Annotated in this window: 18 protein-coding genes, 1 other RNA gene and 1 pseudogene; 6 read left to right on the top strand and 14 right to left on the bottom strand. The window is 56.3% G+C overall.

Annotated elements, in window-relative coordinates; translation table 11 throughout:
* From RHM65_RS02160 to RHM65_RS02110, 11 genes and pseudogenes are all read right to left on the bottom strand, one after another.
* Nucleotides 1-1,401: pseudogene (locus RHM65_RS02160) on the bottom strand (YfjI family protein).
* Between the two features lie 720 nt (nt 1,402-2,121).
* Entirely contained in the window at nt 2,122-2,286 is a 165-nt protein-coding gene (locus RHM65_RS02155; protein WP_322167599.1) for a hypothetical protein, read from the bottom strand.
* 203 nt (nt 2,287-2,489) lie between these two features.
* Nucleotides 2,490-3,395, bottom strand: coding sequence for a hypothetical protein (locus tag RHM65_RS02150; protein ID WP_322167600.1), 906 nt, complete (start codon nt 3,393-3,395; stop codon nt 2,490-2,492).
* A 30-nt stretch (nt 3,396-3,425) separates the two neighbouring features.
* Complete coding sequence (locus RHM65_RS02145; RefSeq protein ID WP_322167601.1) at nt 3,426-4,685, bottom strand: integrase domain-containing protein; 1,260 nt, start codon at nt 4,683-4,685, stop codon at nt 3,426-3,428.
* A gap of 199 nt (nt 4,686-4,884) precedes the next feature.
* Nucleotides 4,885-5,284: a transfer-messenger RNA gene (ssrA, locus tag RHM65_RS02140) on the bottom strand.
* A 128-nt stretch (nt 5,285-5,412) separates the two neighbouring features.
* Nucleotides 5,413-5,703, bottom strand: coding sequence for a hypothetical protein (locus RHM65_RS02135; protein WP_322167602.1), 291 nt, complete (start codon nt 5,701-5,703; stop codon nt 5,413-5,415).
* A gap of 201 nt (nt 5,704-5,904) precedes the next feature.
* Complete coding sequence (locus RHM65_RS02130) at nt 5,905-8,715, bottom strand: FAD-binding and (Fe-S)-binding domain-containing protein (protein ID WP_322167603.1); 2,811 nt, start codon at nt 8,713-8,715, stop codon at nt 5,905-5,907.
* Nucleotides 8,712-9,383 (bottom strand): lactate utilization protein, encoded by a 672-nt coding sequence (locus RHM65_RS02125; protein ID WP_322167604.1) that lies wholly within the window; start codon nt 9,381-9,383, stop codon nt 8,712-8,714. The genes RHM65_RS02130 and RHM65_RS02125 overlap by 4 nt, the downstream gene beginning before the upstream one ends.
* Nucleotides 9,383-10,840, bottom strand: a complete 1,458-nt coding sequence (locus tag RHM65_RS02120) for a LutB/LldF family L-lactate oxidation iron-sulfur protein (protein ID WP_322167605.1) — start codon at nt 10,838-10,840, stop codon at nt 9,383-9,385. The genes RHM65_RS02125 and RHM65_RS02120 overlap by 1 nt, the downstream gene beginning before the upstream one ends.
* The gene (locus RHM65_RS02115; RefSeq protein WP_322167606.1) at nt 10,837-11,661 is read right to left on the bottom strand and encodes a (Fe-S)-binding protein; all 825 of its coding nucleotides are present in this window, start codon (nt 11,659-11,661) and stop codon (nt 10,837-10,839) included. Before RHM65_RS02115 ends, RHM65_RS02120 begins: the two co-directional genes overlap by 4 nt.
* 181 nt (nt 11,662-11,842) lie before the next feature.
* A complete protein-coding gene (locus RHM65_RS02110) occupies nt 11,843-13,537 on the bottom strand; it encodes a lactate permease LctP family transporter (RefSeq protein ID WP_322167607.1) in 1,695 nt (564 codons plus the stop codon).
* A gap of 410 nt (nt 13,538-13,947) precedes the next feature.
* Between RHM65_RS02110 and RHM65_RS02105 the strand changes: the two genes are divergently transcribed.
* The gene (locus RHM65_RS02105; protein ID WP_322167608.1) at nt 13,948-14,715 is read left to right on the top strand and encodes an FCD domain-containing protein; all 768 of its coding nucleotides are present in this window, start codon (nt 13,948-13,950) and stop codon (nt 14,713-14,715) included.
* Between the two features lie 120 nt (nt 14,716-14,835).
* Here the strand turns inward: RHM65_RS02105 and smpB are convergent, their stop codons facing one another.
* Nucleotides 14,836-15,318 (bottom strand): SsrA-binding protein SmpB, encoded by a 483-nt coding sequence (gene smpB / locus RHM65_RS02100; protein ID WP_322167609.1) that lies wholly within the window; start codon nt 15,316-15,318, stop codon nt 14,836-14,838.
* 192 nt (nt 15,319-15,510) lie between these two features.
* On the opposite strand from smpB, the gene RHM65_RS02095 reads away from it, so the two are divergent.
* Both RHM65_RS02095 and RHM65_RS02090 read left to right on the top strand, forming a co-directional pair.
* A complete protein-coding gene (locus tag RHM65_RS02095; RefSeq protein ID WP_322167610.1) occupies nt 15,511-15,945 on the top strand; it encodes a type II toxin-antitoxin system RatA family toxin in 435 nt (144 codons plus the stop codon).
* Nucleotides 15,938-16,258, top strand: coding sequence for an RnfH family protein (locus RHM65_RS02090; RefSeq protein ID WP_322167611.1), 321 nt, complete (start codon nt 15,938-15,940; stop codon nt 16,256-16,258). The genes RHM65_RS02095 and RHM65_RS02090 overlap by 8 nt, the downstream gene beginning before the upstream one ends.
* Nucleotides 16,259-16,336: 78 nt before the next feature.
* Here the strand turns inward: RHM65_RS02090 and RHM65_RS02085 are convergent, their stop codons facing one another.
* Entirely contained in the window at nt 16,337-16,858 is a 522-nt protein-coding gene (locus RHM65_RS02085) for an outer membrane protein assembly factor BamE (RefSeq protein ID WP_322167612.1), read from the bottom strand.
* A 98-nt stretch (nt 16,859-16,956) separates the two neighbouring features.
* Between RHM65_RS02085 and fur the strand changes: the two genes are divergently transcribed.
* On the top strand, nt 16,957-17,364 hold the full coding sequence (gene fur / locus RHM65_RS02080; protein ID WP_297836013.1) for a ferric iron uptake transcriptional regulator: 408 nt from the start codon (nt 16,957-16,959) through the stop codon (nt 17,362-17,364).
* A gap of 71 nt (nt 17,365-17,435) precedes the next feature.
* On the opposite strand, the gene recN is transcribed toward fur, so the two are convergent.
* Nucleotides 17,436-19,109 (bottom strand): DNA repair protein RecN, encoded by a 1,674-nt coding sequence (recN, locus tag RHM65_RS02075; protein ID WP_322167613.1) that lies wholly within the window; start codon nt 19,107-19,109, stop codon nt 17,436-17,438.
* Between the two features lie 251 nt (nt 19,110-19,360).
* On the opposite strand from recN, the gene grpE reads away from it, so the two are divergent.
* Nucleotides 19,361-19,924 (top strand): nucleotide exchange factor GrpE, encoded by a 564-nt coding sequence (gene grpE, locus RHM65_RS02070; protein ID WP_322167614.1) that lies wholly within the window; start codon nt 19,361-19,363, stop codon nt 19,922-19,924.
* 103 nt (nt 19,925-20,027) lie between these two features.
* Nucleotides 20,028-21,947, top strand: coding sequence for a molecular chaperone DnaK (gene dnaK, locus RHM65_RS02065; RefSeq protein WP_322167615.1), 1,920 nt, complete (start codon nt 20,028-20,030; stop codon nt 21,945-21,947).
* The last annotated feature ends 250 nt before the right edge of the window (nt 21,948-22,197 follow it).

Here is a 22,197-nt window from a genome sequence, read left to right as displayed (position 1 = left end):
TCATTGAGTCGAAACATCACGCACCTCGAAGTTGCGGCCGTCAGTGCTCAGCCATTGGTGGTCCATCAGCTCGACCAGTAGGGTCAGGGTGTGATGACTGCTTTTGCGGGCGAAGCGCGGACCGTTGCGCAGCAGGTCGCGAACGGTAAACGTCGACCAGTGCTTTTCCTGCAGCCAGCGCAGCAGCCGGTCGGACTCTTCCAGCAAGGTGTTGGCGGGTTCCTGTTCAGTCAGGCGCTGGATTTCGGTGAGGTAGTAGTCCATCAACGTCGAGGCGCGTTGGATGTGCGTGACCTCGATCATTTCGCTGTCTTCCAGCACGGCAAACACTCCGGCGATGCGCAGCACGTTGTCCGCAGTCTTGGAGGCGCTGGCCCGGACATTGGCCAGTTCACCGAACTCGCCGAGTTGCGTTTCGATGGTGTCGTGCAGGTTGATCCAGGTTTGTCGGGCCAGGCTTCGGAGGGGCAGGGCTTTAGGCTCCAGCGACCCATCGTTGCCCACGCTCCAGGGGCGATGCAGCAAGGTGCTGATGCGTTGGCGATAACGTTGCAGTTGGGGGTGTTTGCTCAGATCGACCGGCTGATAAAGGCGCTGCCCGGCGAGGCTGTTTGGTCAGATGATCAGGCAGCGGGCGAAGATGCCCTGACCGTTGAGCAGCGGGTCCTTGAGCAATTGTCCCGCGAGACAAGGTTGCAGCATCAAGTGCAGACTGAGGCGTCGGTCATAGGCCCGCAGGCTTTCGCCTGGCATGGACCGCGAGCGGTCAATGGGACTGCCATCCCACAGCGCTGATAGAGTGGTCACGGCCTTGAGGCGATTGTCGCGGCTCATGGTGCTGCTGCCGAGAAATTGACCGCCTTCGTCACTGAATAGGCCCATGCTGGGCAAACCAAAACACAAGCTCTTGGTCAGTGCTTCGATGGTTGGTTCGCTGCTGATCAATCGAGGTGTGGCTGGCTCCGGCTCGGTAAAGATCGGCGGGTCTTCGCCTCCCTCGTTAGTGGTCAGAAGTAGCTGGGACTTCGCGACGTTGGCGCGATAGCGGGCAAGCTTTTCCCGGTATGCCTTCCACTGCTGGCGTTCCCATTCGCGGGCGGGTTGCAGTGCCCAGCGGTCCACGGCGGTTTTGCGATCTCCGGACGACGCCACGGTTAGCAGGTACAGCGACAGCGGATAAATCCGCCCGTCCAGTTCTACGTTGGCGTGGCCTTGAGTCGCCAGTGCCGACGTGGCCAGTACCGATTGTGCGGCCATGGCCTGAGGTACGCCGAGTACCTGGGCCAGGCGTTCAACGGCGGAGGCGAGTAGATCACCGAGTGCGGCCACCGGATAATCCAAGGGTGCTGGGTTGGCCTCCAGCAATGGCTGTGGCGGCGAGCGCCAGATTCGTTGCAGCATCACGCGTCTCTCCTGTTCTCCCGGTTTTCCCCACGTCATCCCGCCACGAATGCTGAGTGTTATCAGGGATCAAGGCCCCTGCGGCCTGTTAGGGTGTCCACTGACGCGGGACTGGGCGGCTCCTTACGACCGGGAGCGTGGGCATCTCATGACCTGGCCTCCTGAACATCTCGAAGAGATGGGCGGGTGGAGGCTGCGCTGGCTGACGAGACCAATGCCGCGAGATCCTGAGGTGAGTGCAGGCAGTGATGTCGATGACCGGGGCATGCCTGACTGTCAGTCAGGTGCAGTCCATTCCGTGGGCTGCGGCACCATCATCGGCAACGCTGTGGCGGGTGACGTTGGTGTTTGTCACACCGATTGTCACTAAGTGAACTGCCGCAAAGGCCCGTACGGCATGGGCTGCAGCAGTGGTTTGAGTGCCTGTCTCTTTCCATAAGAAAGAGACAGGCACGAGTTGGTTCAGGACATGAGCCAAGGAGTGAAGTTGCTGCTGGGCAGCGATGTGGAGAGCAGATGCCGCGGACGGCATTGAGGTGAAGTAGGCATCCATCACAGCCGGAGCTGTAACCGTGCGAGCTATCGGACGCTAATCGCACTTGGTTGAACCATCCACACGGTGGCGTAACCTTTTAGGTTCAGGCTTCCTCTAAGGGTTGCTGTCGATGACAGCGGCTTACGTGATGATTCGTACGCCTGTGGTTAAAAGTGGTCAAGCCTTTAACCGATGTCGTCGACAAAGTGGCGACTGTCGCCACTTTTGTCGCCATGCGCCAGGCCAGGCAGGACGTGGGTTGTCGCCACTGTCGCCACTGTCGCCATGAAAAGGTTATCGAGCTGCTTTTGAACATAATCGTGAGTCGTGAGGGATACGCGATTAACCATTCGTTTGTCTTTAAATGTGAGCCCCTGCGCATGGGGATGCAGAGCCTTGCCATGCGCAGGGGCTTGGCCGGAGGGGCGCGGAAATTCAGGATTCGGCGACTGTCGCCACCGACTGCACTGGTCGCCACCGATGACTCCAATTGTGCTGGTTCAGTTGCAGATGGCAGCGGTGCCACTCTGCCTGCGGCATGACGTGCTATGAATCAGTTGGAGGAGCTACGCTCTTCCGGCAAACGGTGTATTTCAAAAAAAGGCAGCTTCATTTCTTTAACCGAGGGAATCGGGTTAGGGAGCGACTGATCATACCTATTCGTATCCTGAGATCTCACGCCGATAACTAGGCTTTTGTCGTCTTGGACACGGGCGTAGGCTATGTACCCATTTTCGAGTGGATGCACCCTCTCACCTGGGTTTACACCTGGATAATTAGGCGCTGAATGGAAGTCGGCTTTAACGGCGACAAGCCTGATCGCCGATAGAATCCAAGGTTGGTATGCCTCGGTTAGGAAGGAGTAGCTTGTGAGCAAAACAAGCCCAGTCGCAATGGCGCCCGCCGAGTGAAAAAGAGCCATGGCCGAATTTCGCGTAGGCGAATAATTGAATCCGACGACCTTCAATAAAGGCGCGAGAATTTGGACTGATCCTACGACGAACATTACGATCAAAACGGCTACAAATAGCAGGAAACCAAAAATCACAAAAATTACGGCAGCTACCGCCATCCATGCAGGCAGGTAAAAGAGTAAAGCGAGAAATCCCACGGTTAAATCAAACGACTGCGGTGGCAAGCCGAGTGCGTCGGAAACTACAAAGCGCGAGAGACTGGTTGCCACGAGCAAGACCAGCACATGCAACAGAACGATAGGTGTCTTGCCAAATGGCCTCTCCCAAACGTCTCGCATCCAACGTGCTGCAGGAAGACACCACATGAGAAATCCGCCAATGATCAAGGCTGAAGATATTGTGTTCGCAATATCGATAGCGGCTTTATCCCAGACGCGTGATAGGAGAACCCCAAGAGCGAACAAAGCCAAGGAGGCCGAGTAAAATCGATAAGGTACTGGTGTCTCCGCGAACTTGCTTTTCAACCACTGCATATATTTACCCAAGACCTCTTCCCCGTCTAAATCATCTGGTAGCTAGCGTCTGTCGGTCACAGGCTCGTGGTTTCTAGCATCATTGAGTGCAGTTACAGACAAGCTGCCCATTGTCGCCTTCTGAATATGCTCACTCCACCACGCCATCATCGGGCGTCGGCGTTCGATGTAATCCGCCCGGTTGTAGGCGCTTCGAACTTCGTCTTTATCGACATGCGCCAGCGCGACTTCGATTAGCTCCGGATCCCATCCATGTTCGTTCAGGATTGTGCTGGCCATGGAGCGCATGCCGTGGCTGACCAAGCGGTCCTGAAAGCCCATTCGTTTCAACGCCATGTTGGCTGTCTGGCTATTCGCATGGGTGCGCGGGCTTCTATCTGACGGGAACACATATTCCCTGTGGCCGCTATGGGGCTTAAGCGTCTCCAATAACGAGAGTGCATGTTCGGTCAGCGGGATTGTGTGCGGACGACGCTTTTTCATTCGCTCCGGAGGGATGGTCCAGATGCGTTTGTCGAAGTCGATGTCTGCCCATCGGGTAGTCGCCGCCTCGGCGGGCCGAGTCATCGTGTGCAACTGCCATTCGATGAGGCAACGGGTCGTGCGCTTGATGATGGCATTTGCGATTTCCAGCATGAGCTCGGGGAGCTCTTCGGGTGGAAGCGCTGCCATGTTTTCTTTCTTGGGTTTCTTGAAAACCGCCCGTATGCCACTGAGCGGGTTGGCGAAGATCAGGCCGGAGTTTACGCCGTAGGTCATGATCTCGTTTAGCCGCTGGCTAAGACGTTTGACCGTCTCCAGGCTGCCTTTCGCTTCGATTGGGCGAAGCAATCCGATCACCATCGGCGCAGTGATTTTCGCGAGTGGAGTCGTCTTCAAATCTGGGAACACGTGCAGCGTGAGCGACCGCCAGATGTCCTCGGCGTAGGCCGGAGTGACCGAGTCTTTCTTGAGCTCGAACCAGGCGGTGGCCACATTCTCAAAGGTGTGTTCCGTTTCTGCGCGCTTAGCTTCATTCAACGTATTGCGTTGCACCTTCGGATCGATGCCCTGGGCGAGCAGCTCGCGCGCATCGACTGCCATCTTTCGTGCATTCGCCAGTGACAGTTCGGGATAAGTCCCGAAGCCAATGTTGATACGCTTCTTGGTCACCGGTTCGCGGTAATTGAAATTCCACAGTAACGAGCCGTTGCTGCGTACTCGGAGCTGCAAACCGTCACCGTCAGTAAGGACGTAATCCTTGGACGCGGGTTTGACTCCCTTGAGCTGTCGATCGGAGAGGCGGAGGGTTTGAGCAGGCATGAGATTGTCCTCAGGCACTGATTCGGTATTCCAAAGATTAGCACCGGATAAGCTGGAATACCGTCTGGAATACCGTCTGGAATACCCGAATGGCTGGAACTCCAAAACTCTCAAAAGACCGCAAAAGCGCTGAAACCCCCGTATTTACTGGATTTCAGGCACAAAAAAAGACGTCCGTGGACGTCTTTAGATGTTGAAGTGGTGGAGCCGGGGGGATTTGAACCCCCGTCCGCCAGTACTCCGCTGTCGGTACTACATGCGTAGCCGTGTCTATTAAGTTAACCCTCAGCGACCCGACTGGCAGGGTGCATTGGGCGAGTTGTGTAAGTTTTAGCCGATTCGTCCACAACGTACTGCACGGCGATCCTGTTCTGCATGACAATCACTTCGAGTTTACAGGCATCCTCTAGTGATTGCTGGTACCGAAGTAACCAGAAGCTCAGGCTCTAGTCGTCGCAATTAAGCGGCGAGTGCGAATTCCTGGCCGTAGTTTTCGTCATTGGCAACTATAAAAGTTGCAACAGTGGATTTACGAGTTCTGTTACCAACTCGGCATGCACCTAGAGTTTCGCAACCAGCGTCGAATCCTAATCGGCCCCGATAGCAACCGCGTGAGCAGTCAGGTGGCGGAGTCTACCCCAATGAACGGAGTCCGTCGACCTCTCCTGTCTGGCAGCGCTGCTGAAAAACAGGCCAGCCAGAGGCTGGCCGTGTGCGTGTGCCCAAATTATTTCGCGCCGCTACCGTCGCCATTACCGGTATCGGTTTTGTCGTTTTGTTCGATTGCTTTGGTAGTGAGTTCGATACATTTCTTGTCATCACCGGCCTTGTGGGCGGCCATGGCTGATTTTTGAGTTTCTTCAAGGTTCATCTTCTCGTCATTACCCAGGTTGGTGCTCGACGACAAGCTGTCCTTGATGGTCTGCAGATTCGCTCCACACAGGTCTTCAGCGGCGAATACCGGGGAAGCCAACAGTGCGGCAGTGAGGAACAACCCTGTGAGTACGGTACGCTTCATGTGTATCTCCTAAGCCTATGGACTCGGAATAGCCGGTCGATGAGGCCGTCCGAGGTCTGTTATAAGCCCGTTCGTAAAGGGCCTACAGAGATGGACTGTTGCAGTTCACAGGGGTTCTATTATTTCTGCTATCTCATGTGAAAAAGCCATCTTTAGACGGTTTGGCACCATGAAAGGGCGTTTTTCAGCCCCTCACGACGGTTAAAGCGACTTAGGCTGAGTCACTCGATCTACCAGATAAACCAGCCCGTGGTAATCGATGCCGCCATGTTGGGACAGCCCGATTTCACACGTGCGGCTGGTTGAAATGCCTTCGTTGCAGAACTGCACTGCTTCTTTCAGCGTACGCAACGAGTGCGCGTTCAGTTCCGGCGTGGTGAAGCCTTTGTCGCCAGCGAACCCGCAACAGTGAATGCCTTCGGGAATGACCACGTTGACGCTGCACAACCGTGCCAATTCGATCAATGCCTGACTTTCGCCCAAGTGCTGGGTGCTGCAGGTCACGTGTACGGCAATCGGCTCTTGCTGTGGCGTGAAGTGCAATTTATCCAGTAGGTGGGTGCGGATGAAACGCACGGGGTCATACAGATCCAGGCGTGTGTCTTTGAGGTCCTGGACCAGGCGCAAGGTGCAAGGGCTGGTGTCGCAATAGATCGGGTCGAGCCCGCCACGGCTGGCCGTTAACAAGGCGGCGAGCAGTTCTTGGCGTTTGTGTTCGGCCTGTTCGTTATAGCCTTTGGACGCAAACGGCTGGCCGCAACACAGGCTGTCTTGATTGTCCGGGAACACCACCTGATAACCGGCTTTTTCCAGCAAGCCTTGGGTTTTTTCCAGCAGCGACATTTGTTCGCTATCGCTGGCTGCCGGGCCCATGACCCGCGAGACACAGGCTGCCAAATACACAACCCGAGGACGCAGATCGGTCACCGGCGGACTGAAGCGAATCGCCCGTTCCGGTTGCGGCATGGCGGCGGTCCACAAGGGCACACGGCCGTCTGATGCTTTGGTCAGCGCAGCAGAGAGTTTTGCCAGGCGGGGTGCGCCCAGAAACATCCTTGCGCCGTTGGCCACGTGCAGGGTAAAGCGTGCGCCTTGCAAGGTGGTTTTGAAATGCTCGGCCAACCAATTGGCGGTTTTGCCATGGGTGGCGTCTCGACTGCGCAGCTTCTTGACCAGCTCACCGGTATTGATCCCCACCGGGCAACGTTGCGCACACAGGCCAGTGGCCGCGCAGGTGTCGATGCCTTGGTAGTGGTAATCGCGTTCCAGCTCGGTGGTGTCGATGCCTGCGCGTTTCTTCGCTTGAATATCACGCCAGATAACGATGCGTTGCCGTGGGCTGAGTGTCAGTCCCTTTGACGGACACACCGGCTCACAAAAACCACACTCGATGCATTTGTCGACGATTTCGTCCGCAGCAGGCAGCGGCTTCAAATGCTTCAAGTGAATCTGCGGGTCATTGCTCAACACGACGTCCGGGTTAAGGATGCCGTTAGGGTCGAGCAGGCGTTTGAGTTGCCACATCAGTTGATAGGCATCGCTGCCCCATTCCAGCTCAACAAACGGCGCCATGTTGCGGCCGGTGCCGTGCTCCGCTTTCAATGAGCCGCCAAACTCCACGGCCACCAACTGCGTGACGTCTTCCATGAAAGCCTGATAGCGCGCGACTTCCACGGGGTTCTCAAAGCTTTGGGTGAAGACGAAGTGCAGGTTGCCTTCCAGCGCATGGCCAAACAGGATCGCCTCGTCGTAATGGTGTTTCTCGAACAGCGCGATCAAGCGCCGCACGCCAATCGCCAACTGCTCGACCGGGAAGGTCACGTCTTCGATGATCACCGTGGTGCCGGTTTTACGCACCGCGCCGACGGCCGGAAAGGTGTCTTTGCGGATGGCCCACAGGCGCGCGTTTTCCAGCGGGTCTTCGGTGAAGTCGACCTGCTTCTCCACCGCAAACGCCGTCAGTGAGGCCATGATCTGGACGAGTTGTTCGTGCAGCAGCAGTTGCGACGCTGCGCGGGACTCGATCAGCAAGGCGCAGGCGTTTTCCGACAGCTCACGTACGAACCCAGGCATGCCCGGTTTGTTCTGCACGGAGCGCATGCTCCGGCGATCCAGCAACTCGACGGCGGCCACTGGCTGGGTTTTCAGAACGGTGACCGCGTTGCAGCAGGTCTCGACGTCTGGGAACACAATCAGGGCTGACGCTTTAAACGGATGATCGATAACGGTGTCGTAGGTGACGGCGCTGATAAATCCCAGCGTGCCTTCGGAACCGACCAGCAAGTGGCTGAGAATATCCAGCGGTTCGTCAAAATCCACCAGCGCATTCAGCGATAGACCGGTGGTGTTTTTCAGACGGTATTTGTGGCGAATTTTTGCAGCCAATTCAGGGTTGGCTCGGGTCTCGCGGCCCAATCGCGCGAGGTTTTCCAGCAGGTCTGAATGGCTGTCGCGAAACGCGGCGACACTGCCTGCGTCCTCAGTGTCCACTCGGCTGCCATCCGCCAATACCAAGCGAATGCCCGCCAGGGTGTAATAGCTATTTTGCGCGGTGCCGCAGCACATGCCGCTGGAGTTGTTAGCCACGATACCGCCGATTTTGCAGGCGTTTATCGAAGCTGGGTCCGGGCCGATTTTGCGTCCGAATGGCGCGAGCCAAGCGTTGGCCTGAGCGCCGATAACGCCGGGTTGCAAACGAATCTGCGTGCCTTGCTCGCGAATCTCTCGACCGTTCCAGTTGTCTCCCAGCACCAGTAACACCGAGTCACTGATGGCTTGGCCCGACAAACTGGTGCCCGCCGCACGGAATGTCACCGGAACACGTTCGGTCTGGGCCAGTTTCAGCAGTGCTACCACTTCGTCTTCGGACTCGACGCGGATCACCAGTTTTGGGATCAGCCGATAAAAGCTGGCATCGGTGCCGAAGGCGAGCGTCGACAACGGATCGTCGAAGCGCCTGTTCTGCGGGATCAGTCGTTCGGCTTCGCGCAAAAATGCGGCGGGCAGACTCATGCGTCCTCCAAAATCAGTACGATCAAGTCTTTCGGGCCGTGGGCGCCGTAAGCCAGGATTTGTTCGATGTCAGCGGTTTTCGACGGGCCGGACACCAGCAGTGCGTTGGTCGGCATGTTGTCCGCCCACTGCTGTTTTTGCTGGACCTGATAAAAGTTCTCGTAAATCTCGCTGGCCTTGAGCAGGGCGAAATGCACGGGTGGTACCAAGCTCATCAGGCGTGGCTCTTCGCGGGTCGGCCAGATAATCAGGCTGCCCGTCGCGGCAATCGCGCCCAAAGTCGTCGTGAAACTGGCCGGGGTGTCATCGAACAACTCGGTTTTCCAGGCTTCTATGGGCTGGTCATAAGCCTTGAGCTGCGGCAGTTCAGGGTGGATCGACCAGTGCTCGCTGATCCGCCGACCGTGGGGCGTTCCAGGGGCTATCAGCAGGCTCGGCAATTGCCGGTCGCTGACCAACTTCCCGAGCAACTGCGGCCATGCGTTTTCGGTGCTGAGGTGGATTTCGGTATGCACCGCCTCCATCAGTTTGCGCAGTTGCGCGACCCGCAGCTCGGGGGCGTAGCTCCACGGCGTGGTGACCAGGTCTTCGTCGAAATTATCGGCAATCGGCGTCGCGCCGGTCAGGCTGTTACGCAGCTTGTTAAGGATGTTCTGTCTGGCGCTCATTATTTGTTCTCACCCTGTTTGGCCAAATGCTCGCGGGCCAGTTCATGCAATGAGCGCGCAGCCGGTTTCGGCGCGCTGTGATTTTGCGTCCAAGGGCCGATGTTGCCAGGCGTCAAGTTGCGCAAGCGGGTGGCGAAGAAACCGAATGCGCGGTAGATCATTGGCGAGCTGTTGAGCCATGCCCAAGCGTTCCAGACGAAGCGTTCTTTGCGCGAGTATTTGCTGCCTTGGCCGCGCATGACTTTGTGCGGGTCGTCCGGGGATTTGACGTTTTCTTCCCGCAGGCGACGCAGCAATGCCGGGATCGGGATTTTCACCGGGCACACTTCGCCGCACGCGCCACACAGCGACGAAGCGCTTGGGTGATCCGGGACTTTCTTCAGGCCGACCATGTGCGGCGTGATGATTTTGCCGATCGGGCCGGGGTAAACCTCGCTGTAGGCGTGGCCGCCGATGCGGGTGTAAACCGGGCAATGGTTCATGCACGCGCCGCAGCGGATGCAGTTCAGCGTCTGGCGCAGTTCACTGTCGGCAAAGGCCTGGCTGCGACCGTTATCCAGCAGCACCAAATGCACTTCTTGCGGGCCGTCCAGTTCGTGGGCTTTGCGCGGGCCGGAGATCATGTTGACGTAAGTGGTGATCGGAATACCCAGCGCCGAGCGGGTCAGCAGTGACAGTAACGGCACCGTGTCGCGTAGGTTTTCCACGACTTTTTCAATCCCGGTGACGGCAATGTGCACCGGCGGGACCGTGGTACACATCCGGCCATTGCCTTCGTTTTCCACCAGCAACAGCGTGCCGGTTTCGGCGATGGCGAAGTTCACACCAGAGACCCCGATGTCCGCTTCAAAGAATTTCTGACGCAGGACCCGACGACCAATCTGGATCAGTTGATCAACGTCGTTGGTGTAGTCCACGCCGAGCTTTTCGTGGAACAGGTTGCCCACTTGAACCGCGTTTTTGTGAATCGCCGGCATGATGATGTGCGACGGTTTTTCGTGGTCGAGCTGGACGATGTATTCGCCCATGTCGGCTTCCAGGCACTCGACGCCGCGAGCCTCAAGAAAATCGTTCATCTCCATTTCTTCGCTGACCATCGACTTGCCCTTGATCACCTGTTTGGCTTCATGGGCTTGGACGATCGACAGAACAATGGCGTTGGCTTCATCTACTGTTTCTGCCCAATGCACGATCACGCCATTGCGGGTCAGGTTGGTTTCAAGCAGTTCCAGCAAGTCGGGCAGTTTGGACAGCGCACGGGCTTTGACCGCATTGCCCAGCTCACGCAGGCGTTCACGTTCGTCGGCATCGCTGAAGGCCACGGCACGCTTGGTCATCAGCGAGTCCATGGCGGTGCGGAAGTTTTTACGCAACTGTGGGTCGCCCAAGGCTTTGTGGGCACGGGTGCGGAAGTCTTCTTCGACTTCGACGACAGGAATTCGCGTATGGGTGTTCATTGCCCACCTCCAGTGCGTTGCCACAGGAAACTGGCCAAGTGCTGGCCACGCAGTGATTCGCGCTGTTTTTCCAGCGAGCCATTGATGTTCATCAAGCAGCCGCAGTCGGCCGTCACCACTTGGTGCGCGCCGGACTCTTTCAGCGAGCGGGTTTTGTCAGCCACCATCGCCCCTGAAATGTCTGGCATGCGCACGCTGAACGTACCGCCGAAGCCACAGCATTCGCTTTCATGGCCGTGTTCGACCCGCTCCACGTTGCTCATTTGCGAGAGCAGCGTTCTGACGTGCAGGTGGGTGTTCATTTCCCGGCGTGCGGAACAGGACGTGTGCAGTGCGACTTTGGTCGGTGCGCCGTTGTCGTGCAGTTGAACTTTGCACACGAACAGCAGAAATTCGGCCAACTCATAGGTGCGAGCAGCCAGGGCATGGACTTGTTTCAGTGTTTCCGGCTCGTCCTTGAACAAGTCGGGATAGTGCTCGCGCAGCATGCCGGCACAGGAACCCGACGGCACGACAACGGGATAGTCGCCAGCAAATAACGCCAGTTGCGAGCGCGCTACCTCACGGGCCTGGTCGGTATAGCCGGAGGTGTACGCCGGTTGTCCGCAGCAGCTTTGTCCTTGGGGGAACTCAACCCGAATGCCTTCGCGTTCGAGCAAGTGGATCGCGTCCATGCCGGCTTCTGGGTAAAACAGGTCGACCACACAGGTGCCGAACAGGTAAACCCGCTCGGGCTTCACGTCAGGGTATTGGCGTGGTGCGGCGCGTGGCGGTGCGACACGGGTCGCATTCGGCACGGCGTTGTAATAAAGCTCGCTCATCAGGCGGTTTCTCCGGGTGGGCCCGGTTATCCGTCCAGCGCAGCGACTGAAAGATGAATCGCTGAAACTTTCTGCCGCGTTGCAGACCGGGTTATGAATGGTTGGCGCCGGGTGGTTAGTCCGGCGCCAGGTCGTTGCAGGGTGCAGTTACGGGTGGTGCGTCTTGCTATTAATCAGGTACTCAGATCACCAACATGCCGGTGAGCCAGTAAGCCTGGATCAACGTAATGCAACCGACGATGGCAGCAAAGAACAGGCTGTGTTTGAGGGTAAACCTAAACAGGTCGGATTCTTGGCCAACCAGACCGGTAGCCGCGCAAGCGACTGCAATCGATTGTGGCGAGATCATTTTGCCGGTCACGCCGCCCGATGAGTTCGCTGCCACCATGAGCACGTCACTGACGCCTAATTGGTGAGCCGTTGTGGCTTGCAGTGAGCCGAACAGGGCATTGGAAGACGTATCGGAACCCGTCAGGAACACGCCCAGCCAGCCGAGGAACGGCGAGAAGAACGGGAACGCAGCGCCGGTAGATGCCAGTACTAACGCAAGGGTGGTGGACATGCCCGAGTAGTTCATCACGAAGGCAAACGATAGCACCATGCCAATGGAGATGATCGCCCAACGCAACTCCATCAATGTTTCTTTGAACGTGCTCAGACCCGTTTGCGGCTTGATCCGTAGCACAATCATCGACAGCAGCGCCGAGATCAAAATAGCAGTGCCGGAGGCGGCAATCATGTCGAACTTGAACACCGCAGGCATCACGGTTGGGTTGACGACGACCGGTGCGACTTTGTAGACCAGTTGATCAAGGTGCGGGACTGGAATAGCGATGGTCCAGGCTTGCAGCGCACCACCTGCGGCGAACAATGCTTTGAACGGTTTGAGCGTCCAGATAGTGACGACGACGGTCAGAATCAGGAACGGGGACCATGCCTTAAAGATCTGGCCGCCGTTGTATTCCGACGCGATTGAGGTGCGTGGCAGACCAAAGCCGCCTGGGCTGCCGACAACTACTGCCGACGAGGTTGCACCGGCCATGGTGGCACCGGCAGTGCGTTTTGGCTGCCAGACTTTCAGGAACAAGGTCAGAGAAATCAGGCTGGCCAGTGCGGACACGATGTCCGGCAGTTCTGGGCCGATGAAGTTCGACGTAAAGAACTGGCAAACCGCGAAGCTGCCACCGGCAACCAACGCTGCTGGCCAGGTTTCTTTGACGCCGCGCTTGCCGTCCATGATGAACATCAGCCAGAACGGTACGAACAGCGACAGCAGCGGCAATTGACGGCCGGCCATTGCGCCGATTTTGAATGCATCAATCCCGGAAACCTGCCCGGCAACGATGATTGGGATACCCAGTGCACCGAACGCAACAGGCGCGGTGTTGGCAATCAGGCACAAGCCTGCAGCGTACAGTGGGTTGAAGCCAAGACCGACCAACAGTGCTGCGGTAATCGCTACCGGAGCGCCGAACCCTGCCGCACCTTCAAGGAAGGCACCAAAGCAGAACGCGATGAGCAACACTTGTAGGCGTTGGTCATCGGTGATGGTCAGTACAGAACTGCGGATGATTTCGAACTGGCCGCTCTTGACGGTCAGTTTGTAGAGGAATACGGCTGCAACAATGATCCAGGCAATGGGCCACAGGCCATAACCAAAGCCATAAATGGCAGAAGCAATTGCCATGTCAGTCGGCATGTGGAAAGCGAAAATCGCAATCAACACTGACAGCAGCATGGTGATCGTGCCCGCAACGTGCCCTTTAAGCCGAAATACGGCCAGTGCCGCGAAGAAAAACACGATGGGAATGACTGCTGCGATGGCCGAAAGGCCAAGACTGCCAAGTGGGGTGTACAGCTGTTGCCAGGTTTGCATAGGTGGAGGCCCCTAATTATTGTTGGTCAGGCCCGGTGCCCTGTGTCGCTTGTAGGTCGCATGTTGATTCGGGCCAGCAGTGAGCATAGCTGCCATCGAACCGATGCTGACAAACGAGTTGCGCAGTTCACCAGTCAAACCTTTCGTTATGGCGAAAGGCATTGCGACGCCGTGGAGAGTGTCCTTCGAACGTCGGCATTGGATAATTGGTAATACCAATTTACAATGTCTGGGCGCTAGGTTAGAAGCGTTACTACGGGTGTGTCAATTTGCCCTGCTAATACTTTCGTCGATTTACTGAAAGTAATCCGCTGATGGGCTGTTTTCGGTGGTTTCTGAAGGGTGCCAGCGCTGTGGCTATCGGCGAGAATAGGCAATCTCGGTAAATGTCCGGGGGTTTGGAGAGCGTTATGGGGTTTGATCAGGTGCGTCAGCGGCGTTTGTCTGACGATATTGTCGAACAACTCGAAGGAATGATTCTTGAGGGCACCTTGAAGTCGGGCGAGCGCTTGCCTGCCGAGCGTGCCTTAGCTGAACAGTTTGGTGTGTCTCGCCCGTCTTTGCGTGAGGCAATCCAGAAGCTCACCGCTAAAGGGCTGCTGATCAGTCGTCAGGGCGGCGGTAATTATGTGGTCGAGAATCTTGGGTCCACGTTTAGCGATCCGTTGCTGCACTTGCTGGAAAGCAACCCAGAGGCTCAACGTGATTTGCTTGAATTCCGGCAAACGCTCGAAGCGTCGTGCGCCTACTACGCTGCTCAGCGTGCCACCGACCTTGATCGCGATCGTCTGAGGGCGGCATTCGAGTTGCTGCAAAGTTGTTATTCTCGGGTCGGCGAGGTTAGCCGTGCCGAAGAGGGCGAAGCCGATGCCAATTTCCACTTGGCTATCGCTGAAGCCAGCCATAACGCGGTTCTGCTGCACACGATTCGCGGCTTGTTTGATTTGCTCAAGCGTAACGTAGTGACCAACATCGGCGGCATGTACAAGCAGCGCACCGAGACCCGCGACATGCTGATCAATCAGCACCGTGAGTTGTACCTGGCGATCATCGAAGGTCGGGCGGACGACGCCCGCGAGGTTTCCAGTCGTCATCTGTTGTACGTTCAAGAGGTGCTCGAAGAGGTGCGGCAACAAGTGCAGCGAACGGCGAGGGCGGAGCGGCGCAAGGGGGTTTGAGGAAAATCAGGGTTGTCTGAGCTGACGCTTTCGCGAATGAATTCGCTCCCACACAAAGACGCAAATCTACTGCGGGAGCGAATGCATTCGCGAAGGGTGCAACACGGTTCTGCGTCGAACTCAGTCGTCCTTACCCTTGCTCCGAACCGCACGTTGCAGCTCGCGGTCAGAGTCGCGCTCACGCTCGGTATGGCGCTTGTCGTATTCCTTCTTGCCTTTGCCCAGCGCGATTTCGCACTTGATCAAATGCGCTTTCCAGTAAATGGAAAGGGCTACGCAGGAATAGCCTTTTTGCTGGACCGCCGTGTTGAGCTTTTCGAGCTCTCGGTGGTTGAGCAATAGTTTTCGGGTACGTGTCGGGTCAGCGATGACGTGTGTACTAGCGGTCGTCAACGGCGAGATATGGCTACCCATCAGCCAAGCCTCACCGTCCTTGAGCAGCACATAACTGTCGACCAACTGCACCTTGCTGGCACGCAGACTTTTTACTTCCCAGCCAGCCAGGACCAGACCGGCCTCGAACTTGTGTTCGATGAAGTAATCGTGACGCGCTTTTTTATTTTGCGCGATGGTCCCTGTGGGGTGTTTCTTGAGCTTAGCCATAGGGGACGCAGTATAGGGAGTCAGTGCGCTGTCGGCTACGGTGAACCTGCGTGCTTGAGCACCTTGATTGAATCCCGGACAATGTGCGCTCGATATTCATCCATTGCTCCAGTGGTTTGAGCATTGCACGTTGGCATCAGGCCAAATTTTCGTGAATGATGCAGACGCAATTTATTTGGAAGTGACGCTGACATGACTACCCATATTCAACGTTCAGCCCTGCTGCCTTACCCGGCTCAGGCGCTTTATGACTTGGTAAACGATGTCGCTCACTACTCGGAATTTCTGCCGTGGTGTTCTTCGGGCGTGGTACTGGACGTCAGCGATGTGCACATGCGCGCCCGGGTAGAAATCGCCAAAGGGGGGCTGAGCCAGCATTTTGTGACGCGCAACACGCTGGTGGCGGGGCAATCGATTGAGATGAATCTGGAAGAGGGGCCTTTCAGTCAGTTGCATGGCGTCTGGACGTTCAAGCAGTTGGGTGAGAAGGCCTGCAAGATTAGTCTCGATCTGTCGTTCGATTACGCGGGGCCGATCATCCGGGCGACCTTGGGACCTTTGTTCAATCAAGCGGCCAACACCTTGGTCGACGCGTTTTGTCAGCGGGCAAAACAACTGCATGGCTGAGGCAATGATCACAATCGAGGTGGTCTATGCCGCTATCGATCGGCAAATGCTGCTAAGTCTTGACCTGCCCGCCGGAACCACGGTGCGCAGTGGGTTGTTCGCGTCCGGCATTGGTAAACACTTTCCCGAGCTGGACCTGATGCACTGTCCGGTAGGAATATTTGGCAAAGTATTGAGCGGCGCGGATACCCACGTACTGCAGGCCGGTGATCGAATCGAGATCTACCGACCGCTGCTGGCTGACCCGAAAGAAATACGTCGGTTGCGCGCTGCCAAAGCGGCGTTGGCCAAGAGTAAGGGCGATACACCGTAGGTCGCCTGGATTTACCGATTATCGGCAGACGTAAAAAAGCCCGGCGAACCGGGCTTTTTTATGGGTGTTGCGGCAACGTCACTGTGGCGACGTTTGCAGCGGTACCTGGGTCGGCACCGGTACGGACTCGACTTTATCCACATCATTTTGGATCTGTTCAAGCAACGAGCCCGGTTTTGGCGGCTCGTCGGCTTTAGGTGTTTCACCCTTGCCTGGCTCTACAGTCGTGTCGCTGTGCTTGCCAAGAATGGCTTCGTCACGGCTTACGCCCGGCTTGAAATCACCGGAAAGACTGGCCAGTTGGTCATTGGCATTAAAAATAAGCGTCATGCGCTCCTGTTGGCGTTCACCACCCCCAGGCTGCAGGCTATAAAGATAATCCCAACGATCCGTATGGAAGGTGTCAGTCAGCAAGGGATTGCCCATAATAAACCGTACTTGCCGACGGGTCATTCCCGGGCGTAACTGGTCTATCATGTCCTGCGTGACGACATTGCCTTGCTGGATGTCGATTTTGTAAACCCCGGGGATTGAACAACCGGCGAGTGCGATCAGTCCCACGAAGGTGAAACTGGCTAGCAGGAGCTTGGTGTTTTGCATCGGTGGGCGACTTCCACTATCTTGGCTGGGGGAAACAAAACCCCGATCATACCCGCAATAAGAGAAGCTGCGAAGCAGCATCCGCGAGAAAGCTGACCATGGTTGAAAATAGCGAACTACGCAAAGCCGGACTTAAAGTGACCCTGCCACGGGTCAAAATTCTACAGATGCTCGATTCCGCCGAGCAACGTCACATGAGTGCCGAGGACGTTTACAAGGCGCTTATGGAAGCCAACGAAGATGTTGGCCTGGCCACGGTTTACCGTGTACTGACTCAGTTCGAAGCTGCTGGATTGGTGGTTCGCCACAATTTCGACGGCGGTCATGCTGTATTCGAACTGGCTGACGGCGGCCACCACGACCACATGGTCAACGTGGAATCCGGTGAAGTGATCGAATTCTTCGAAGAAGAAATCGAAAAGCTCCAGAAAGGGATTGTCGAAAAGCATGGGTACGAGTTGGTGGACCACAACTTGGTGCTCTACGTGCGCAAGAAGAAGGTTTAACCTTCCGGCAGCTACGACAAAGGCGACCCCAGGGTCGCCTTTGTGCTGTCTGGTGTTCGGCTTTTTGGCGTTCAAACCTTAGCGGTGATAACCATCTTTTTCGCGTGGGCAAGGGATTCCTTGGTCAGGTCGATGCCGCCGAGCATGCGTGCCACTTCTTCGATGCGTTCATTCTTGCTCAGCTTTGACACCGCGGTGCGTGTCACTTCGCTGTCGCGCACTTTATGCACGAACAGATGTTGGTGGCCCTGCGCAGCCACTTGCGGCAAGTGGGTGACAGTCATCACTTGTCCGCGGTCGCCCAAGCGTCGTAAGAGCTGGCCAACGATTTCTGCGGTGGGTCCACCAATCCCGACATCGACTTCGTCGAATACCAGCGTCGGCACCCGCGAGGTTTGCGCGGTAATCACCTGAATTGCCAGGCTGATACGGGACAGCTCGCCACCCGAGGCCACCTTGGCCAATGCTTTGAGCGGCTGACCTGGGTTGGCGCTGACCAATAGCTCGACCTGTTCCAGGCCATTGGGCAGCAACTCTTTGCCGGTGTTGGGTCGTAGTTCGATGCTGAACCGTCCGCCGGGCATCCCGAGCCGTTGAATTTCCTGCTCGACGGCCGACGCAAGGTTTGGTGCCGAGAGTTGACGCAGGTCACTCAGTTCCCGCGCCTTGTCCTGATAATGACGGGCATAGGACGCCAATTCATTTTCGAGACGTTCAATGGATTCATCGCTTGCGTTGAGCGAATCAATCTCGTCCAGTAGCCGTTGCTGGAGCGCGGCAACATCCGTGGGTTGAATGCGGTGTTTGCGTGCCAGGGTGTAAATGATATCCAGGCGCTCTTCCAACTGCTGAAGGCGCGCCGGATCGGCATCAAAATGGTCCAGAAAGCGATTCAGTTCGCCCACGGCTTCTTCAACCTGAATCTGCGCACTGGACAGCATGCTCGCGGCTTCACTCATGGCGGTCGGCGAGCTGGTGACAGCGCTCAAGCGGTTCAGGCTGGCAGTCAGCGCAGTCAAGACATTGCCTGAGTCGTTTTCACTGCATTGCTCAACGACCTGTCGGCAAATGCTCAGCAGGCTTTCGGCGTTGGTGAGGGTTTTGTGTTCTTGCTCTAACTGCTCCAGTTCGTTTTCACCAAGACCCAGGCTTTCCAGCTCTTCAAGCTGGTAGCTGAGCAGTTGATGACGCGAGCGTTGTTCGTCGCCAGAGTTGGACAGTCGTTCCAGCTCTTGTCGCGCCTGACGCCAGCGTTGCGCGGCCAGCTGGACCTGCCGGGCAAGGTCGTTGGCACCCGCGTATTCGTCGAGTAAACGGCGGTGGGTGTCAGGTTTAAGCAGTGATTGATGTTCATGCTGGCTATGAATGTCGATCAGAAATTCGCCGAGCGCCTTCAAATCACCTTGGGGGCAGGGCGTTCCATTGATATAGGCGCGCGAGCGACCTTCGGCGGTAATCACCCGGCGCAGGATGCACGGACCCTCGTTGTCCAGGTCACGCTCTTGAAGCCAGGCGCGCGCTTCGGGAATGTCGGTCAGGTCGAACGTGGCAAGAATATCGGCTTTGTCAGCGCCGGGGCGGACCACGCCACTGTCGGCGCGGTCGCCCAGCGTCAGGCCTAGCGCATCGAGCATGATCGATTTGCCGGCGCCGGTTTCGCCAGTAATGACACTCATGCCTCGGTCCAGCTCGAGATCGAGATGTTCGACGATGGCATAGTTATGAACGGACAGGTGCACCAGCATAGAGGCGGCTCCCAAGCAATTTGTCTGGTTATTTATACAGTGTTTTGTTTCTGGCTGACAATGCCCACCGTTAGCTCGATTTGGATGATTTAACGCGGTTTTAAGTCCGTTGAGCGATTTTGTGCAGTCAGGCGCTGACGAAACTCAGCGTGGTTGCACGCTTCAATGCCCTTGAAGCTGAAAATTAAGACCCCATATAGCGGGACAGAAGCGTGAGTTGAGCTCACGGATGTAATTGAAAGGAGAAATCTATGGCTGACGAACAGAATCTGGATACGCAGACTCAAGATCAGACCGCTGAAGCGGTTTCGGGTGATGACATGTTGGCGCGTGTGCAAGGGCTTGAAGAGCAGCTGGCTGCCGCGCAGGACCAATCCCTGCGAGTTGCTGCGGATCTGCAGAATGTCCGCCGTCGTGCCGAGCAGGATGTAGAAAAGGCTCACAAGTTCGCCCTGGAAAAATTCGCAGGCGATCTGTTACCGATCATCGATAGCCTGGAGCGTGGTCTGGACTTGTCCAGCCCGGACGATGAAAGCATCCGTCCGATGCGCGAAGGTATTGAGATGACGCTGAAAATGTTCCAGGACACCCTGAAGCGTTATCAGTTGGAGTCTATTGATCCACACGGCGAACCGTTCAACGCTGAACACCATCAGGCGATGGCCATGCAGGAAAGTGCAGAGGTCGAACCTAATAGTGTGCTCAAGGTGTTTCAAAAGGGTTATCAGCTCAACGGTCGCCTGCTGCGTCCGGCCATGGTCGTGGTTAGTAAGCCTGTTGCGCCGGTAAGGCCATCGATTGATGAACAGGCTTGAAATCAGCCATCAGGCCCCCATTTAGAAGTCATGCGTTTAAGTGCTACCGCAATTTGTAAACGCAGTTGCGGCAACCAAATCCAAGTTTCAGGAGAAAGTAAACATGGGCAGAATCATCGGTATCGACCTGGGGACCACCAACTCGTGTGTTTCCATTCTCGAAAACGGCAATGTTAAAGTTATTGAAAACGCCGAAGGCGCGCGCACCACGCCTTCTATCGTGGCTTATGCAAACGATGGCGAAATTCTGGTTGGCCAATCCGCCAAGCGTCAGGCAGTGACCAATCCGCACAACACGTTGTATGCAGTAAAGCGTTTGATCGGTCGCCGCTTCGACGAAGAAGTTGTGCAAAAAGACATTCAAATGGTCCCGTACAAGATCGTCAAAGCTGATAACGGCGATGCTTGGGTCGAAGTGAACGGTCAAAAAATGTCGCCTCCTCAGATTTCGGCTGAAATTCTGAAGAAGATGAAGAAAACCGCCGAAGACTACTTGGGCGAAGCGGTGACTGAAGCGGTTATTACCGTGCCGGCTTACTTCAACGACAGCCAGCGTCAGGCGACTAAAGATGCCGGCCGTATTGCGGGTCTGGACGTTAAGCGCATCATCAACGAACCAACCGCAGCCGCTCTGGCTTACGGCATGGACAAAGCGAAGGGCGATCACACCGTCATCGTTTATGACTTGGGCGGCGGTACATTCGACGTTTCGGTTATCGAAATTGCTGAAGTTGATGGCGAGCACCAGTTCGAAGTATTGGCCACCAACGGCGATACGTTCCTGGGTGGTGAAGACTTCGACATTCGTTTGATCGACTACCTCGTTGACGAATTCAAGAAAGAAAGCGGCATGAACCTTAAGGGTGATCCGCTGGCTATGCAGCGCCTGAAAGAAGCTGCTGAAAAAGCCAAAATCGAGCTGTCTTCCAGCCTGCAGACCGACGTTAACCTGCCGTACATCACTGCAGACGCAACCGGTCCTAAGCACTTGAACGTGAAAATCTCTCGCGCCAAGTTGGAAGCACTGGTTGAAGACCTGGTTAAGCGCACGATCGAGCCTTGCCGTATCGCGCTGAAAGACTCGGGCATCGAAGTCGGCAAAATCGACGACGTGATCCTGGTCGGTGGCCAGACACGTATGCCGCTAGTGCAGAAGCTGGTGACTGAGTTCTTCAGCAAAGAAGCGCGTAAAGACGTTAACCCGGACGAAGCGGTTGCAATGGGTGCTGCTATCCAAGGCGCGGTATTGTCTGGCGACGTTAAAGACGTATTGCTGCTGGACGTTAGTCCGCTGACCCTCGGTATCGAAACCATGGGCGGCGTGTTGACTGCGCTGATCGAGAAAAACACCACGATTCCTACCAAGAAATCCCAAGTGTTCTCGACTGCCGATGACAACCAAGGCGCAGTGACCATTCACGTTCTGCAGGGCGAGCGTAAGCAAGCGGCGCAGAACAAATCGCTGGGCAAGTTCGACTTGGCCGACATTCCGCCAGCTCCACGCGGCGTGCCTCAGATCGAAGTGACCTTCGACATCGATGCCAACGGTATCTTGCACGTAGGCGCCAAAGACAAGGCAACGGGCAAAACCCAGTCGATCATCATCAAGGCCAACTCCGGTCTGTCTGAAGAAGAAATTCAACAGATGGTGCGTGATGCTGAAGCCCACGCTGAAGAAGACAACAAGTTCGTTGAGCTGGCCGCTGCCCGCAACCAAGGTGATGCACTGGTCCACTCGACTCGTAAAATGATCGTCGATGCTGGCGAGAAAGTAACTGCGGAAGAAAAAACCGCCATCGAAGCTGCGCTGACTGCTCTGGAAGCTGCCGTTAAAGGCGACGACAAAGCGACCATCGAAGCCAAGGTTGAAGAGTTGTCCAAGTTGACGGCTCCGGTTGCTCAGAAAATGTACGCCGAAGAAGCCGCGAAGCCGCAAGGCGCGGGCGACGCTCACGCTGAAGAGCCTGCAAAAGCCGACGACGTCGTTGATGCAGAGTTCGAAGAAGTGAAAGACCACAAGTAAGCGCAAGCCTACTTGAAAGCCAGTTGACCGCAGTCAGGCGGTCACTGGTAGGATGTCGCCGCGCGGGAGCTTGCTCCCGCGTTGGCGTGTCTGGAATAGACGATTTTTTCAGGCTGGCGGGTTTGACCCGAAAGCCATGCGGCAAAGTCAGACGCTCCTGTGGCTGACCTATGTTGTCCTTTTTCCCTCGGTAGACGCGTGCGGCCGGCCGGCTGGCCGTTGTGCGAAAAGCCAGGGTGGTTGAATCGAC

The sequence above is a fragment of the Pseudomonas sp. CCI4.2 genome (assembly GCF_034350045.1).
Taxonomy (GTDB): Bacteria; Pseudomonadota; Gammaproteobacteria; order Pseudomonadales; family Pseudomonadaceae; genus Aquipseudomonas.
Note: the sequence above shows the minus strand (reverse complement) of the source record. Positions and strands in the feature narration are given on the sequence as shown.

Coding starts and splice junctions, on each gene's coding strand:
- RHM65_RS02155 (WP_322167599.1), bottom strand. CDS start 2,286: ATGGTTAATCGCGTATCCCTCACGACTCACGATTATGTTCAAAAGCAG.
- RHM65_RS02145 (WP_322167601.1), bottom strand. CDS start 4,685: ATGCCTGCTCAAACCCTCCGCCTCTCCGATCGACAGCTCAAGGGAGTC.
- RHM65_RS02135 (WP_322167602.1), bottom strand. CDS start 5,703: ATGAAGCGTACCGTACTCACAGGGTTGTTCCTCACTGCCGCACTGTTG.
- RHM65_RS02130 (WP_322167603.1), bottom strand. CDS start 8,715: ATGAGTCTGCCCGCCGCATTTTTGCGCGAAGCCGAACGACTGATCCCG.
- RHM65_RS02125 (WP_322167604.1), bottom strand. CDS start 9,383: ATGAGCGCCAGACAGAACATCCTTAACAAGCTGCGTAACAGCCTGACC.
- RHM65_RS02120 (WP_322167605.1), bottom strand. CDS start 10,840: ATGAACACCCATACGCGAATTCCTGTCGTCGAAGTCGAAGAAGACTTC.
- RHM65_RS02115 (WP_322167606.1), bottom strand. CDS start 11,661: ATGAGCGAGCTTTATTACAACGCCGTGCCGAATGCGACCCGTGTCGCA.
- RHM65_RS02110 (WP_322167607.1), bottom strand. CDS start 13,537: ATGCAAACCTGGCAACAGCTGTACACCCCACTTGGCAGTCTTGGCCTT.
- RHM65_RS02105 (WP_322167608.1), top strand. CDS start 13,948: ATGGGGTTTGATCAGGTGCGTCAGCGGCGTTTGTCTGACGATATTGTC.
- smpB (WP_322167609.1), bottom strand. CDS start 15,318: ATGGCTAAGCTCAAGAAACACCCCACAGGGACCATCGCGCAAAATAAA.
- RHM65_RS02095 (WP_322167610.1), top strand. CDS start 15,511: ATGACTACCCATATTCAACGTTCAGCCCTGCTGCCTTACCCGGCTCAG.
- RHM65_RS02090 (WP_322167611.1), top strand. CDS start 15,938: ATGGCTGAGGCAATGATCACAATCGAGGTGGTCTATGCCGCTATCGAT.
- RHM65_RS02085 (WP_322167612.1), bottom strand. CDS start 16,858: ATGCAAAACACCAAGCTCCTGCTAGCCAGTTTCACCTTCGTGGGACTG.
- fur (WP_297836013.1), top strand. CDS start 16,957: ATGGTTGAAAATAGCGAACTACGCAAAGCCGGACTTAAAGTGACCCTG.
- recN (WP_322167613.1), bottom strand. CDS start 19,109: ATGCTGGTGCACCTGTCCGTTCATAACTATGCCATCGTCGAACATCTC.
- grpE (WP_322167614.1), top strand. CDS start 19,361: ATGGCTGACGAACAGAATCTGGATACGCAGACTCAAGATCAGACCGCT.
- dnaK (WP_322167615.1), top strand. CDS start 20,028: ATGGGCAGAATCATCGGTATCGACCTGGGGACCACCAACTCGTGTGTT.